We start from the raw sequence: 14,331 nt of genomic DNA, 5'->3' as shown, positions 1-14,331 counted from the left end.
AGCCCGCCGGAAGCATCCGGCGGGCTCTCGTGACGAGTGGCCTAGCGTTCGGCGGCGGCCTTCACCCGCGCCAGGGTCTCCTGCATGCCCGAGACCAGGTCGGCCTCGAACTTGTCCTCACCACCGGCGGCGGCGTTGACCAGCGTGCGCACGGGGGCGGGGATGCCCTTGGGGTCGACGGTGCGGGTCTCCACCACGCGGGTGCCGCCCGCGGTCGGCTCGAGCTCGTAGCGCCACACGGTGCGGTTCTCCAGCATCCGGAAGGCCAGGGTCTTGTTCGGCTCGAAGGCGACGATGCGCGAGGTGGTCGGCCACACCTTCCAGCCGTCCTTGTTGACGTTCACCGTCAGCGCGCCGACCCGCACTCCGCCCAGCGCGATCATCTTCCACGTCGTCGGGCTCAGCTCGGGCATCCGCTTGAGATCGGCGAGCACCGCCCACACCTTCTCCGGCGATGCGGCGATGTCGATGCTGGCTTCGAGATTGTTCGGCAACGTTGCCTCCGGGATCGTGTGACGTTCGGTAACGCTCAGCATAGGCGCCCGGCGGGGGCCGATCCTCGTACCGTGGGTGGATTATTTGCACCCTGCTCCGAACGCTGTTCAAAAATATTGCGGCCGAATACCTTTCGATTCGACGGTCACGAGTTCCAGCATCGAGCCCCGGCTAGCTGGGCGGCAACCCTCCATCGGCGGCGGGGTGCTCCGGGTGACGACCGGATGGTGAGGCGTCTTGCTCGCCATAAGCGTCCTTCTGGAGGTCTATCCATGTCTGTAGTCCAGCTCGACTCCACCGTGACCACCGCGTACGTGGTGGTCGGTGACCGATTCCTCGGCATCTCCGCCGACGACCGGGTGCACACCGTGTCCGGACTGGTCGCGTTGCTGCGCGGCGGGCGATTGCCCGCGAGTCAGGAACTGGCCGTTCACCTGGGGCAGGGCGTCACCCGGCACGATCTCGACTATCTCGAGCACGTGGCCGCGGTGCACGCGCCGCACCTGCGGGTGCGGGTCGTCGGCGAGATCGCCGAGCCCGCGCGCAGGCACCACGTGCACAAGTACCAGCACTCCAATGTGCTGCTGGCGGGCCTCACCAGGACCGAGGAGAACGTCTTCCAGGCCGATCTGCGCCTGGACGGCGACAACGAACTGCTCCTGGACCACCAGACCGGTGAGCACGTGCAGGGCATCGTGGTGATCGAGGCGGTGCGCCAGCTGTTCCTGGCCGCCTTCGAACTCGAATACGGCGTGCGCCGCCCGCAGGAGCACTTCTACATCGTCTGGAACAACGTGGACCTGCGGTTCACCTCGTTCCTGTTCCCGCTGCCCGCGACCCTGCACGCGCGGCTCACGCCGGTCTCCGTCGACGACCCGGGCAAACTGCAGTTCCGGATCGAGACCGAGGTGCACCAGTTCGGCAAGCCCGTCGCCAGCTCGCGCATCGAGTTCACCGCCCTGCCCAACGAGCGGATCGCCCAGATCGAGCGCGCCAAGGCCGCCAAGGCGGTCGACGCCTACCTCGAGGCCTCGGCGTGAGCGGTCAGCGCCCGGAGGCGGCAGCGGAGCGTGACCACGGAGGGCGCCCGAGCACGCCGAATGGAAGCAGCATGAGTTCGGGAGCCGCGTTCTTCGACGTGGACGAGACCGTGATCACGGTCAAGTCCATGTTCACCTTCCTGCGCTTCTGGCTCGCCGAACAGGGTGACGACGGCACCGAGTACGCCCGCGTCACCGACGACCTCAAACAGCGGGCCCAAGCGGGCGCCCCCCGCGGGGACATCAACCGCGAGTACTACCGCACCTACCGCGGCGTCGAGTACACCGCGCTGGTCGCGGCCGGTCAGCGCTGGTTCGACGAGTTCGCCGCCGGGGGAGCCGCCTTCTACGCCGAGCCGGTCCGTGCCCTGCGCGACCACGCGGCGGCGGGCGTGCGCACGGTGCTGCTGTCGGGTTCGTTCGCCCCGGCGATCGCGCCGGTCGCCGCGGCGGTCGGGGCCGATCACATCATCGCCACCGAACCCCTGCTCGACGAGCACGGCGTGCTCACCGGCGAGGTGCGCAAGCCGATGATCGGCGCGGCCAAGGGCGAGGCGGTGGTCGAGTACCTGCGCGAACACGCGATCAGCGTGAACGACACCTGGGGCTACGGCGACCACGCCACCGACCTGCCCTTCCTCTGGCTGGTCGCCCGCCCGGCCTACCGCGGCGACGACCCCAAGCTGGTCGCGGCCGCGCGCTCCGGCACCTGGCGACTGCTCAGCGACCGGCTCGGCGACGCCGAGGGCAACGAATTCTCCGACGATCGAAAAGTGGCATCCGTATGGTGAAAAGTCGCTACGAGCTGACCCCGACCACCCAGGGCCCGCTCTATCCACCCAGCGAAATAGTGGACGCCGCAGGCGATTTCCTCGTAGTCGGCTTCCTCAACGAGGAAGGTCCCGCCGGCACGGTGACGCGCCGGTGGGGCAGGGCCGTGGTCGCGGCCGACACCCCGCTGCCGCCGTTCGGCGAGAACCTGCCCTACACGGTGGTTCGTGATCTACCCGAGGAGCTCTCCGACGACGACCGCGCACTGGTCCTGCACACGCTCCCACTTCCCCTGCCCGCCAACAACTATCCGATGGTCTTCGCGCCCGACCAGCTCCCGGAAGCCGCCTCGGTCACCCGCCCGAGCTACCCCTTCCACGAGGTCCCCATCCCCGACCTGCGTCCCGAGGACGGCCGCAAACTCACCGAGCCCGTCACTCTCGGTCAATGGCTGGAAGCCCGTGGCACCCTGGATGTCTCGCTCAGCGACGACGAACACTCGGCCCACTTCGCCTTCGAGTTCACCGGCCTGATCCCCGACTCCCTCTACACGGTCATGTCCCTGCGCTCCGGCGACCTGAACCCCGAATCACCCACCCGCCCAGGCCCTCTCGGCGTGCCCAACGTCTTCATCACCGCCCCCGACGGCACCGCCACCTACCGGGCCACCCTCCCCAACCCCTTTCCCGACCCTTCGACCCCCGGCGCCAACCGCGTCATCAGCGTCGTAGTCCTCTGGCAGAGCTACCAGCAGAACTACGGCGGCGCCATCGGCCACTTCGGCCTCGGCGGTGACATCCACGCCCAACTCAAACTCCCCACCCCCACCTTCGAGGAGTTCACCACCCATCCCTGACCCGATCCCGGGTGGCGGCGAAAACGTTTGCCGCCACCCGGGCCTTCTTGTGATGATTCGGGGCATGGATACGGGGGTGCTGGAGCCCGGCGAGGCGTTGGTTCAGCTGCACGCGACCTTGGACGCCCGGCCTCGGCCGGAGAATGTGGCCGTGCTCGTCTGGTACGTGCTGAAGCACGAGCTGGGGGAGGACGAGCGCCGGCGCTTGGGCAAGGTGGCGCGGGTCGCCGGACGATGGAACGGGTTGACCTCTCTGCCCGATGATTTCGCGTCGCCGGTGGGCGGCGCACGCCAGGTGGCGGCCACCAGCCGCCTGTTCGATGTCGCCGCCGAGGTGGATGCCGACGAGCCCGCCTCGCTGCTGTCGTTCGCGCAGGCGGTCGGCGCTGCGATCGGTTTCGATCCGGGACGGCCGGACTTCCTCGCCGACCGGCTCAACCGCCACGACCGGGCCGCCGCCGGGATGGACATCTCCAAGCGCCAGTACAACCGCCGTTTCCGCGCGCTGCGCCGGGTGACGGGCAAGGCGCACACCCTGGACATGGAGCAACGCAAACGGCACCTGACGCTGCTGGCCAAGACGGGTTTCGCCACCGAACTCACCCTCGACCGCTTCCGCGCCGATCCCGGCGCCGCGTGCTTCATCGCCTACTTCACCGCCAAGCGCAAGCTGCGCCGCCAGTTCACGCTGTCGGGCCGCGACAACCCCTTCGACGAGATCGCCGAGCTGCTGTTCGCGCGCTGTCGCCGGTCCGCCGACACCGACTGGTGGATGATCGCGCAGGCCTATCCCACCCCGGAGGTGCTGGCCCGCCTCACCGAGGAGCAGCGCGGCGAGCTGCTCGGCCGCTGGTTCCGCACGATGCGGTCGACCGCTTCCGCGCTGGAGAGCCTCTGGGCGGCAAGCGAATTCGATCGCGAGCGGATGGTCGTCCGGCGCGGCAACGATTCCTCGACGTGGAATCTGCTCTGCGGCGCCTACAACACGGCGCGGGCGGCGTGGTTGTCGTGCCTGGCCGCCACCGACGCGACCGGTCTGCTCGACGTGGCCTGCCCCGGCAAGGCCATGATGCTGATGGCAGGCGACCTGGCCGCCTGGCACCTGGCCACCGGTTCCGGGCCGCACCCCGACACCCAGGTGTGGGCGGCACTGCCGCTGCCCTGGGAGGTGCTCGACGGCCGGGCGACCTGCACGGCGGCCCAGGTCGTCGAGTTCTGCGAGATCGCGGGCATCGACCCGCACCGCACGGGCTGGACCGGCCCCAAACCCCCCGGCCCGGTCGGCACCTTCCGCCCCACCCCGGAGCTCGTCCACGGCGTCGCCGTAGCCGACCCCGTCTGGGCGGGCATGCTGCGCGGCGCCGGTGCCTTCAGCGGAAACCCCATCAAAGCCACACACGCCCAAGAGCTTTCCGCCGGCATCCCCACCTCCGTCCTCCCAGAATCCACTGGACACCCCCACCCCGACTGAGGCACGATCACCATGCCCGCTGTAGCTCAGTGGTAGAGCATCCGGCTCTTCACCGGATGGACGCCGGTTCGAGCCCGGTCGGCGGCACAGCGGATGCCTCGTCGTAGCTCAGTGGTAGAGCACCCGGCCAGCACCGGGCAGCCGCCGGTTCGACCCCGGCCGACGAGCCATCCGCCCCCCGACTATCCCATCCGCCCTTGTCACGACTGGAACAGGTCGGCGTGCAGGGCTGCATGGAGGGGGCGGAGGGCGGCGACCGCGTGGTTGCCCCAGTGGCCGAGGTAGGACAGGCGCCAGTCGAAGGTGACGTCCTGCCAGTGGGATCCGGAGTCGAGGGCGTCGAGGCCGGTGCGGAGATCGCGCCAGATGTCGGCCAGGTCGTCGGCTACCGACCCTGCGGTGAGGTGGGCGCCTGGGTCTGCGAGATCGCGGTTGGTCCAGTAGATGTCGAGGGGGCCGAGGGTGGTCGTGCAGCGGGTGTAGCACTCGTACCAGGCGTCGTGATCGATGGTTGTCGGGAGGGTGGCCGCGGTCGGTTCCACGCGGGGGAGGTGGGCGGCCGCGGCGAGCATGGTGGCGAGCAGGGGGACCAGGGTTCGGGGGAGTTCGATGCCTGCCGGAGTGCCGTCGATCGTCTCGATGGCCGCGCAGAATTCGCGGGCAGAGGCTTCGAAGGTGACGACTTCGGGCGGCTTGCTCATCCGGTAAGGATGGTGGGCGCGAAGGGGATGGAGCAACCCCGAAACCCGGTCCGCCACGTGGACGGCGGACCGGGATCGGAGGTGGGTCAGGCGGGTTGGGCCTTGGTCGACGCGAAAGCCAGTGTGGCTCCGGCGAAGCCGAGGGCGGAGATCGCCAGGGCCACGGCGGGGAAGCCGTTGCCCGCTACCAGGTTGGCCAGTTGGGGGCCTGCGCTGGCGCCGAGGAAGAGGGCGAAGGTGTAGAGGGCGGTGGCGGCGCCTCTGGCTTCGCCCGCCTGGGCGGCGATGGCCTGGACCGCGGCGGGGGCCGCGACCGCCACCGCGGCCACGAAGACGAAAAGCCAAGTGGCTACCCAGATCCCGCCGAGCGGGACGGCGGTGATCGCGGCGGCGGCGCCGGCGGCCGACAAAGCCGTGATCAGGCGCAGTTCCGGGTTGATCGCGGCCAGCCGGGTGGCCAGCAGGGGGACGGCGATCATGGCGGGAATGGCGCTGGCCCGCAGAACCAGCAGCGCGGTGCTACCCGTGCCGACGCCCTCGGGTGGCGCGAGTTGCACGCCGGTGTAGATCCCGACGAAGGAGCCGAGTACGGCAAGGCAGCTGAGGTAGAGCAGGGCCAACCGTGGGGCGCGCAGCAGCCCGGCGAACGCGGTGAAGACCGAGCCCACCGAGGCCGCCGAGTCGCCACGGCGACCCGGTTCGAGCACCCCGCGCAGCAGCAGCGCCGAGATCGCGAAGCCCACCGCGCTCGCCACGAACACCGCCCGCCAGCCGAAGGTGTCGTCGACGAGCTGGGCGAGCACCTGCGCGATCACGCCCGCCGCGAGGAACGAGCTGGTCAGGCAGGTGAGCGCGAAGACCCGCCGGTGCGGCGCGACGCGTTCGGCGAGATAGGCGAACGCCGCGGGCGCGAAGAACGACGCCGTCAGCCCCTGCGCCACCCGCGCCGCCAAGCCGGTGCCCAGGCTCGGCGCCGCGATCACCACAAGGGTGGACAAGGCCGTCGCCGCCAGACCCCCGACGATCACCGGGCGGCGCCCCCACCGATCCGAGAGCGGGCCGGTGACCAGGAACCCGGCGCCGTAGGCGAGCCCGAAGGCAGTGGTTGTCCACGTCGCCGCGGCGCGCGAGGTGCCCCACACCTGGGCCAGGTCGCCGAGCACCGGCAGTACCACGTAGAGCTGGCCGACGACGAGAATCCCTACGGCACAGATCGTCGCGACTGTTCTCCCTGTCGGTGCCCACCCCCGCACCGTCGTCTCAGTAGCCGGCGGCGAGCTCACGCGCCCGCTCCTGGGCGGCGGCGAAGCCGACCTGCGGATCCTCGGTGAGCACGGTCGGCGCGAACCGGATCTCGGCCACGTCCTTCACACCGACGAAGCGCAGCCAGTCCTGCACGAAGGGGGTGGCGAAGTCGTTGCCGAACTGGATCGGCACCCCCGGCTGGTGCACGCCGCTGGTGTAGACGGTGACCGCGCGCTTGCCTTCGAGCAGCCCGCTGTAGCCGACCTCGGGATCGAAACCGAACGACCAGCCCGGCTGGGTGACGATGTCGACGTACTGCTTGAGGATGTAGGGCACGCCGTGGTTCCAGATCGGGATGTTGAGCACGTAGAGGTCGGCGGCGGCGAAGCGGTCGAACACGGTGCGCGCCTGTTCCCAGGCGGCCACCTGTTCGGGGGTCTGCTCCGAGCCGGTGAACACCGCCAGTTTGGCGGCCGCGGCGTCGGTGCCGAACTCGGGCAGTCCGGCGGTGAACAGATCGAGGGTGTCGACCTGCACGGTGGGGTCCTGCGCACGCAGGGTGTCGATGAAAGTCTGTGCGATAGCTCGTGATTGGCTGAATTCGCCACGGGCGGAAGCGTTGATGTGCAGCACGGTGGTCATAGCAATAGGGGTACCGAGCCGCGAGATCGACGACAATGATTTGTCGCACGGTGCGCTGATTCCACGCTCGTCCACCCGCCCGCGCGGCCGCGCATTTGTCTCGAGCTGATCGCAAGCCGGGGCCCGCGCGCATCGCCGCAGCTAGCCCCGTATCCGGCTGTCCCGGAACCGAATCGAGTACCCATGCGAGGCCCCGGCCATGCCCCCGAGTGCTGCTACATTTCGCTCCACGGTCACGAGTATCAGCACTGTCGAGCCCCGGCTCGCTGATCGGCAACCCTCGCTTGGCGGTGGGGTGCCCCGGGTGACGACCAGGCGATATCGAGCAGATATCGCAAGCGCTGAATCTTCGCACTCGTCGTGTGCCGATTCATGTCTCGAAGGAACGATCAATGAGCAAGTTCTCGGTCGGTTCGCGCCGCCGTGTCAAGATCATCGCCAGTGCGCTCGCCGCCGTCACGGTGGCCGCCGCGGTGGTCGGTTGCAGCGACTCCGGCAGCGACGCGGCGGACGGCGGAACGGTCTATTTCGGTGTCTCCGGGCCCCGTACCGGCCCCTCGGCCGAGTACGGCAGGCTGTGGCAGCAGGGCTTCGACCTGGCACTGGAGGAGATCAACGCCGCGGGTGGCATCGACGGGCGCAAGGTGGAGCTGAAGTGGGAGGACTCCCAGTCCGACCCCAAGCAGACCGTGCCGATCGCCACCAAGTTCGTCGACGACAAGTCCGTCATCGCCGAGCTGGGCGATTTCTCCTCGCCCGCCTCGATCGCCGCCTCGCCGATCTACAACCGCGGCAAACTCGTCCAGTACGGCTTCACCAATTCCGCGGTCGATTTCACCAAGGGCGGCGACTATTCGTGGAGCCCGTCGATCACCCTGGACGTGTTCCAGGAGCGCAATGCGGAGTGGGTGTCGAAGAAGGCCAAGAAGGTCTCGGTGGTCTATCTCGAAACCGACTGGGGTAAGCAGGCTTTCCAGTTCTTCGAGCGTTTCGCCAAGCAGAAGGGCGTGGAGATCGTCTATTCCTCGCCGATCCTGCCCGATTCCACCGATGTGAAGCCGATCCTGATCAAGGGCCGTGAGGCGAACCCCGAGGCTTTCGTGCACCTCGGCTACGGCCCCGACGGCGCGCTGGTGGTCAAGCAGCTGCGTGACGTGGGCTTCACCGGCCAGTTCTTCGGCGGCCAGAACACCCCGCAGTTCATCCAGCTCGCCGGTGCGGCGGCCGAGGGCGACATCGTCAACGGCATCTTCAGCCCCGCCGATCCCGACCCGAAGACCCAGGAATTCGTCACCAAGTTCCGCGCCAAGTTCAACACCGACCCGGGCGATTTCAACGTCTACGCCTATGACGCGCTGCACGTGCTCGTGCAGGCGGCCAAGAAGGGCGGCGCCACCCGCGAGGGCATTCTCGAGGGCCTGAAGACCGAAACCCAGTTCACCGGAATCGGTCTCGGGACGTTCGCCTTCGACCAGGAATCGCGGCGCCCGAAGGGTGTGGCCCCGCGCGAGCTGGTGCTGAAGGAAGGCAAGTTCGTGCCGACCGGCAACCGCTGATGTTCGACACCCTGATCGCCGGTGTGGTCCACGGCAACGCGTACGCGCTGCTCGCCGTGGGCATCACCCTCATCTTCGGCGTCACCAACGTCATCAATTTCGCGCACGGCGCGGTGTTCGCGCTCGGCTCCATCCTGGGCTGGTGGTTCATCGCCGAGCTCGGCCTGCCGCTGTGGCCCGCGATCGTGCTGGTGGTGGCGATCACCGCGCTGGTCGGTGTCGCCATCGACGTACTCGCGGTGCATCCGCTGCGCAAGGCACCGGCCATCGCGGCGCTGCTGGCGACGGTGGCGGCCGGGTTGATCATCGAGAACCTCACCCAGATCGTCTTCGGGCCCGAGACCCGCCCGTTCCCACAGATCCTGCCCACCAACAACTTCCAGCTCGGCGGCGTCCGCTTCGGCACCTCCGATCTGGTCATGTTCGCCATCACCCTGGTGGTGATGGGCGCGCTGGCCGGGTTCCTGCGGTTCAGCCGCTACGGCCTGGCCATCCGCGCCACCGCCCAGGACCCGGACGCCGCCGCGCAGATGGGCATCGGCGTCTCCCGCATCAAGGTGCTGGCCTTCGCCATCGCCTCCGGGCTCGGCGGGCTCGCGGGAATCTTCGTCGGCCTGTACAACTCGAACATCTCGCCCACCAGCGGCACGCTGGCCGGGCTCACCGGTTTCGTCGCCGCCACCATCGGCGGGCTCGGGTCCATTCCGGGCGCGGTGATCGGCGGGTTCGCCCTCGGCATCGTGGAGGCCTTCGGCATCTACACCTTCGGCGACGGCTACCGCGACCTGATCACCTTCGGCGTGCTGGTGGCCTTCCTGGTGCTGCGGCCCGGCGGGCTGCTGGCCAAGGTGCCCGCGATCAGCGCCGAACCGCTGACCGGCACCTTCCTCGGGATCGGCAGGCCGATCCGGGTGCGGTGGTGGCACGCGGTGCTGGTCTTCGCGGCCGCGGCGATCGTGGTACCGCTGGTGGCCGACAACTACGCCATCGTGGTGGGCACGCAGATCCTGGCCTACGCGATCGTGGCGGTCTCGATGACGCTGATCGCGGGCTCGGCCGGACAGCTGGTCATCGGCCAGGCCGGGCCCATCGCCATCGGCGCCTACACCTCGGCCGTTCTCACGGTGAACCACGACTGGCCGTTCCTGGCGGCCGCGCTCGCCGGTGGCGTGCTGGCGGCGGTGCTGTCCTCCATCCTGGCCGCGCCGCTGTGGAACCTCAACGGGCACTACGTGGCCATCGCCACGCTGGGCATCGGCATCGTGATCGTGGCGGTGATCCGCAACTGGGAATCGCTGACCCGCGGCTCCTACGGCATCTTCGGCATTCCGGTGCCGAGCATCCTGGGTCACGAGTTCACCGAGAACACCGAGGTGTACCTGCTCGACCTGGTGTTCCTGGCGATCACCCTGGCGGTGGTGGTCGGAATCCAGCGCTCCCGGCTCGGTGTCGCGTTGCGCGCGGTCGGCGCCGACGAGGTCGCCGCGCGGTCCTCGGGCATCCCGGTGCGCGACTACAAGGCGCTGGCCTTCGCGATCAGCGCCCTGTTCTCCGGGATCGCCGGCGCGCTGCTGGCGCACCAGTACAGCTATATCGACCCGACGGTGTTCAACCTGCCCATGTCCCTGCTGATCATCACCATTCTCGTGCTCGGCGGCACCGGCTCGCCCTACGGCGCGGTGCTGGGCGCGGTGGTGCTGATCGGCGTTCCCGAGGCCCTGCGGCTGGCCCCGGAGGCGCGCATCCTGCTCTACGGCGTGGTGCTGCTGCTGATCATCCGGTTCCGTCCGCAAGGTGTGCTGGTGAGGAGTGACCGTGTCCGAATCGCCGCGTGAGCCCGCGCTCGCGGTCCGTGATCTGCGCAAGTCCTTCGGCGGGGTGAAGGCCGTCGACGGCGTCGAATTGATCGTGGCGCCAGGGGAATTCGTCTCGATCATCGGGCCGAACGGCTCCGGCAAGACCACCACCGTCAACCTCGTCTCCGGAGTCCTGCGTCCCGACGCGGGCCGGGTCGAGGTCGACGGGCTGCGGCTGCGGCCCGGCTCGCAGGAGGCCGCGGCCGCCGCCGGGATCGCCCGCACCTTCCAGAACGGCCGCGTGTTCGGCAGCCTGACGGTGCGCGAGAACGTCGAGATCGGCCTGCACACCACCGTCACCGCGGCCCGACCGCTGCGCTCCCTGGCGCGGTTCCCGGTGCTGCGCTGGCTTCCGCTGCTGGCCGAGACCGTGCTGGCCCTGGTGCCGACACCCGCGGTGCGCGCCGAACGGCGTGCCACCGCGGCGCTGGTCGACGCCCAGCTGGCCCGGTTCCCGGAACGGCTGGTGCCGCGCGCGGACAACCACGCCTACACGCTGTCCTACGCCAATCGCCGCCGCACCGAGATCGCCAGGGCCCTGGCCCTGCGACCCCGCGTGCTGCTGCTCGACGAACCGGCGGCGGGCATGAACCAGACCGAGACCGCCGAGGTCGGCAGGCAACTCGCCGAGCTGAAAGCGGCCGGGCAGACCATCGTGCTGGTGGAGCACAAACTGGATCTGGTGAACGCGCTCTCGGACCGGGTGATCGTGCTCGACGAGGGCCGCGTCATCGCCGAGGGCACGCCCGAGCAGATCCAGAACGACGAGCGGGTCATCGAGGCGTACCTGGGGCGGCGCCGCCTGCGGGCCGCCGGTGGGCCGCGGCGGACAACGGCAGAGAAGGTGATCGTCGGTGCCGAGTGACGAGAGCACAACGCCCATCCTGGAATTCGACGAGGTCACCGTGCACTACGGTCCCTCGCGCGCACTGGACAAGGTGTCGCTGACGGTGCGCCCCGGCGAGATCGTCTCGCTGCTGGGCGGGAACGCGTCCGGCAAATCCACGACGATGAAGACCGCCCTCGGGCTGCTGCGCCCGTCCTCGGGCACGGTACGCATCGACGGTGTCGACGTGAGTACCAGCTCGCCCGCCGCCCGGATCGAGGCCGGTCTGGCCTCGGTGCCGGAGGCGCGCCGGGTCTTCCCGGCGATGACCGTGGAGGAGAACCTCTACGTCGGCGGCTATATCCGCAAGGAACGGCGCCGGGTGCTCGCCGCCAGGGCCGCCGAACTCTACGAGCACTTCCCGCGCCTGCGCGAACGCCGCACCCAGCACGCGGGCACGCTCTCCGGCGGCGAACAGCAGATGCTGGCCTTCGCCAGGGCGTTGATGAGCAAGCCGCGGCTGATCTGCATGGACGAGCCGACCATGGGCCTGTCGCCGCTGTTCGTCGACCGGGTGCTCGACGAGATCGCCCGGCTCAACACCGAATTGGGTCTGGCGATCCTGATCGTCGAGCAGCAGGCCGAGCTGGCGCTGTCGATCGCGCACACCGGAAACGTGTTGCGCGGCGGGGAGATCGTGCTGCACGGCACCGCCGCCGAGCTGCTCGACAATCCGGCCGTGCGCGACGCCTACCTGGGCAAGGCGGCGGCATGACGAAGCGGCTCGGCCTGTTCACCCGGTTGGTCCGTCACGCCGAGGACCAGAGAGCGGCCCAGGTCTACGCCGACGCGCTGGCCCAGATCGCGCTGGCCGAGCGCCTCGGCTACGACAGCGCCTGGGTCGCCCAGCACCATGTCGACCCGGACGAGGGCGGCCTGCCCTCACCGCTGGTGTTCCTCGCGCACGCGGCCGCCCGGTTCACCCAGATCCGGCTCGGCACCGCGATCGTCACCCTCGGTCTGGAGGACCCGGTCCGGGTCGCCGAGGACGCGGCGGTGCTGGACACCCTGTCCGGCGGCAGGCTCGAATTGGGTTTCGGCAGCGGCGGTTCCGCGAAGTCCTTCGAACTGTTCGGGGTCACCCCCGAGGAGAAACAGAAGGTCTACGCCGAGAAACTGGCCGCGATCACGGCCGCTCTCGACGGCGCGGAGCTGGTACCCGGCCGCGTCCTGCATCCGCCCGCGGCGTCGCTGCGTGAGCGGGTCTGGCACGCCAGTTTCTCCGCGACGGGGGCGCGGCGCGCCGGGGAGGCGGGCGCGGGCCTGCTGCTCTCCCGCGCCCAGCCGCGCGACCCGGCGTCACCCGATGCCTCGCTCGACGCCATCCAGGCACCACTGATCGAGGCGTACCGCGCGGCGCTGCCCGCCGGCGTGCCGCCCCGAATCGCGGCCTCCCGCAGTGTTTTCGTCGCCGACGACCACGACGACGCCCATCGCCGCGCCCGCCGCGGCGCCCAGCGATTCCTGGATCACCTACGCGCGGCGGGCAATACGCAACTCGCCTCCACCGTCGAGGAGGTCCTGCGCGACTCCTACGTCGGCACACCCGGCGAGGTCGCCGAGCGGCTCGCCGCCGACGATGCCGTCACCGCGGCCACCGATCTCATCGTCCAGATCCATCCCATCGATCCGGACCAGCCCGCGGTCCTGCGCTCGATCGAACTACTCGCCACCGAAGTCGTGCCGCGACTGAACCGGCACTGGAACGAAAGGGGCACGGCGTGAGCGCCGATGTCATCGACACGGTGCTCGGCACCGAGACCGCGACCCGCGTCGCCGCCCTGCGCGCGAGCAGGCCCGCGGTGGTCGAACACACCCAGGGCGTGCACGACGCGCTCTTCGACGGACCGGCGGGCATCGCCTTCGGTCCCGAACGGCTGGCCACGATCGCCGCGCACGTCGCGGCACTGGCCGAGTCGAAGGAACTCGCCACCTACTACCGCGAGCGCGCGGGAAGCGCTGTCGCCGAGCCGGATCCGAAGCTGGAGGCGGCGCTGGCACACGCCGAGCGACTCACCACCGCCCCCGCGACCAGCACCCACGCGCACATCACCGAACTGCTGGCGGCCGGTCTCACCGAGACCGACATCGTCACCGTCTCCCAGCTCGTCGGATTCGTGAACTACCAGGTCCGCCTGCTGGCCGGCCTCGCCCTGATCGGAGCACAGCGATGACCGAGGTCCGCGACGTCGAGAGTGCCGCGCGCCCAACAGGTTTCACTCAGGACCAACTGGACTGGGTGCCCTGGGTCGAACCCATCGCCCTGGCCGACGCCGACGAGACCCAGCGCCCCCTGCTCGCCGGACAGCGCGGCGAGAGCCCGTATTTCCGGCTGCTGGCCCGCAATGCCGAGGTCCTGACCCACCGCAGCGCCAACGACAAGGACATCTTCTACAGCCGCGAAGGGCTCGGCCGCGCCGAACGCGAACTCGCCGCCACGGTGACTTCGCGATTCAACGGCTGCGAGTACTGCGCGTCGGTACACTCACGTTTCACATCCCAGTTGTCCCGCCGCGACGAAGACGTGCAGCGACTGCTGGACGAAGGTGTGACCGTGCGGATCGACGAGCGCTGGGACGCGATCATCGATTTCGCCGTCGCGCTGGCCGCGCAACCACCCCGGCCCGCGCACGCGGAACTGCACCGGTTGCGTGCACTCGGTGTCGACGACACCGAGATTCACGATCTGGTGCTCTCCATCGCCTCGTTCTCGTGGGCGAATCGGCTCATGCTGAGTCTCGGCGAGCCGGAAGTTCCCGGGGCTTGTGGCGCCTGACAAAAAAATTCTAGAAAATTCCTTTAAAACACTCCC

15 protein-coding genes, 2 tRNA genes and 2 riboswitches are annotated in these 14,331 nt (G+C 69.4%); of the genes, 13 read left to right on the top strand and 4 right to left on the bottom strand.

The genetic code is table 11. The features are described from left to right. Window positions 1–41: 41 nt before the first annotated feature. Complete coding sequence (locus ACFC06_RS15525) at window positions 42–494, bottom strand: SRPBCC family protein (protein ID WP_375930828.1); 453 nt, start codon at window positions 492–494, stop codon at window positions 42–44. A 144-nt stretch (window positions 495–638) separates the two neighbouring features. Continuing rightward, a riboswitch (SAM riboswitch) is annotated at window positions 639–754 on the top strand. 13 nt (window positions 755–767) lie between these two features. Here ACFC06_RS15525 and ACFC06_RS15520 point away from each other — a divergent pair. From ACFC06_RS15520 to ACFC06_RS15495, 6 genes are all read left to right on the top strand, one after another. After that, window positions 768–1,535, top strand: a complete 768-nt coding sequence (locus tag ACFC06_RS15520; protein WP_375930825.1) for an AfsA-related hotdog domain-containing protein — start codon at window positions 768–770, stop codon at window positions 1,533–1,535. A gap of 71 nt (window positions 1,536–1,606) precedes the next feature. Then, window positions 1,607–2,326, top strand: coding sequence for an HAD family hydrolase (locus ACFC06_RS15515; protein WP_375930822.1), 720 nt, complete (start codon window positions 1,607–1,609; stop codon window positions 2,324–2,326). Then, window positions 2,320–3,162, top strand: coding sequence for a hypothetical protein (locus ACFC06_RS15510; protein WP_375930819.1), 843 nt, complete (start codon window positions 2,320–2,322; stop codon window positions 3,160–3,162). Before ACFC06_RS15515 ends, ACFC06_RS15510 begins: the two co-directional genes overlap by 7 nt. A gap of 64 nt (window positions 3,163–3,226) precedes the next feature. Then, entirely contained in the window at window positions 3,227–4,633 is a 1,407-nt protein-coding gene (locus tag ACFC06_RS15505) for a hypothetical protein (RefSeq protein WP_375930816.1), read from the top strand. A 14-nt stretch (window positions 4,634–4,647) separates the two neighbouring features. Then, window positions 4,648–4,720: transfer RNA gene (locus ACFC06_RS15500), tRNA-Lys, on the top strand. Between the two features lie 10 nt (window positions 4,721–4,730). Continuing rightward, a tRNA-OTHER gene (locus ACFC06_RS15495) sits at window positions 4,731–4,801 on the top strand. A 32-nt stretch (window positions 4,802–4,833) separates the two neighbouring features. On the opposite strand, the gene ACFC06_RS15490 is transcribed toward ACFC06_RS15495, so the two are convergent. From ACFC06_RS15490 to ACFC06_RS15480, 3 genes are all read right to left on the bottom strand, one after another. After that, on the bottom strand, window positions 4,834–5,334 hold the full coding sequence (locus ACFC06_RS15490) for a DUF5063 domain-containing protein (RefSeq protein ID WP_375930813.1): 501 nt from the start codon (window positions 5,332–5,334) through the stop codon (window positions 4,834–4,836). Between the two features lie 86 nt (window positions 5,335–5,420). Further along, window positions 5,421–6,617 carry an MFS transporter gene (locus ACFC06_RS15485; protein ID WP_375930810.1) on the bottom strand — a complete coding sequence of 399 codons (1,197 nt, stop codon included), beginning with the start codon at window positions 6,615–6,617 and terminating at the stop codon, window positions 5,421–5,423. Continuing rightward, window positions 6,595–7,221 carry an FMN-dependent NADH-azoreductase gene (locus tag ACFC06_RS15480; protein ID WP_375930807.1) on the bottom strand — a complete coding sequence of 209 codons (627 nt, stop codon included), beginning with the start codon at window positions 7,219–7,221 and terminating at the stop codon, window positions 6,595–6,597. Before ACFC06_RS15480 ends, ACFC06_RS15485 begins: the two co-directional genes overlap by 23 nt. A 231-nt stretch (window positions 7,222–7,452) precedes the next feature. After that, a riboswitch (SAM riboswitch) is annotated at window positions 7,453–7,568 on the top strand. Window positions 7,569–7,613: 45 nt separating this feature from the next. Here ACFC06_RS15480 and ACFC06_RS15475 point away from each other — a divergent pair. The 7 genes from ACFC06_RS15475 to ACFC06_RS15445 are packed head-to-tail and all read left to right on the top strand — an operon-like array spanning window position 7,614 to window position 14,295. Continuing rightward, window positions 7,614–8,777, top strand: coding sequence for an ABC transporter substrate-binding protein (locus tag ACFC06_RS15475; protein ID WP_375930805.1), 1,164 nt, complete (start codon window positions 7,614–7,616; stop codon window positions 8,775–8,777). Beyond that, window positions 8,777–10,612, top strand: coding sequence for an ABC transporter permease (locus ACFC06_RS15470; RefSeq protein ID WP_375930802.1), 1,836 nt, complete (start codon window positions 8,777–8,779; stop codon window positions 10,610–10,612). Before ACFC06_RS15475 ends, ACFC06_RS15470 begins: the two co-directional genes overlap by 1 nt. After that, window positions 10,593–11,498 (top strand): ABC transporter ATP-binding protein, encoded by a 906-nt coding sequence (locus ACFC06_RS15465; protein ID WP_375930799.1) that lies wholly within the window; start codon window positions 10,593–10,595, stop codon window positions 11,496–11,498. Before ACFC06_RS15470 ends, ACFC06_RS15465 begins: the two co-directional genes overlap by 20 nt. After that, window positions 11,488–12,234 (top strand): ABC transporter ATP-binding protein, encoded by a 747-nt coding sequence (locus ACFC06_RS15460; RefSeq protein ID WP_375930796.1) that lies wholly within the window; start codon window positions 11,488–11,490, stop codon window positions 12,232–12,234. The genes ACFC06_RS15465 and ACFC06_RS15460 overlap by 11 nt, the downstream gene beginning before the upstream one ends. After that, the gene (locus tag ACFC06_RS15455; protein ID WP_375930793.1) at window positions 12,231–13,244 is read left to right on the top strand and encodes an LLM class flavin-dependent oxidoreductase; all 1,014 of its coding nucleotides are present in this window, start codon (window positions 12,231–12,233) and stop codon (window positions 13,242–13,244) included. The genes ACFC06_RS15460 and ACFC06_RS15455 overlap by 4 nt, the downstream gene beginning before the upstream one ends. Next, on the top strand, window positions 13,241–13,693 hold the full coding sequence (locus tag ACFC06_RS15450; protein WP_375930790.1) for a CMD domain-containing protein: 453 nt from the start codon (window positions 13,241–13,243) through the stop codon (window positions 13,691–13,693). The genes ACFC06_RS15455 and ACFC06_RS15450 overlap by 4 nt, the downstream gene beginning before the upstream one ends. Then, complete coding sequence (locus ACFC06_RS15445) at window positions 13,690–14,295, top strand: alkylhydroperoxidase domain protein (protein ID WP_375930787.1); 606 nt, start codon at window positions 13,690–13,692, stop codon at window positions 14,293–14,295. The genes ACFC06_RS15450 and ACFC06_RS15445 overlap by 4 nt, the downstream gene beginning before the upstream one ends. Window positions 14,296–14,331 lie beyond the last annotated feature (36 nt).

Origin of the sequence: Nocardia sp. NPDC056064 (genome assembly GCF_042266925.1) — a bacterium.
Lineage (GTDB): Bacteria > Actinomycetota > Actinomycetes > Mycobacteriales > Mycobacteriaceae > Nocardia.
This window is presented reverse-complemented; position numbering and strand designations above follow the sequence as displayed.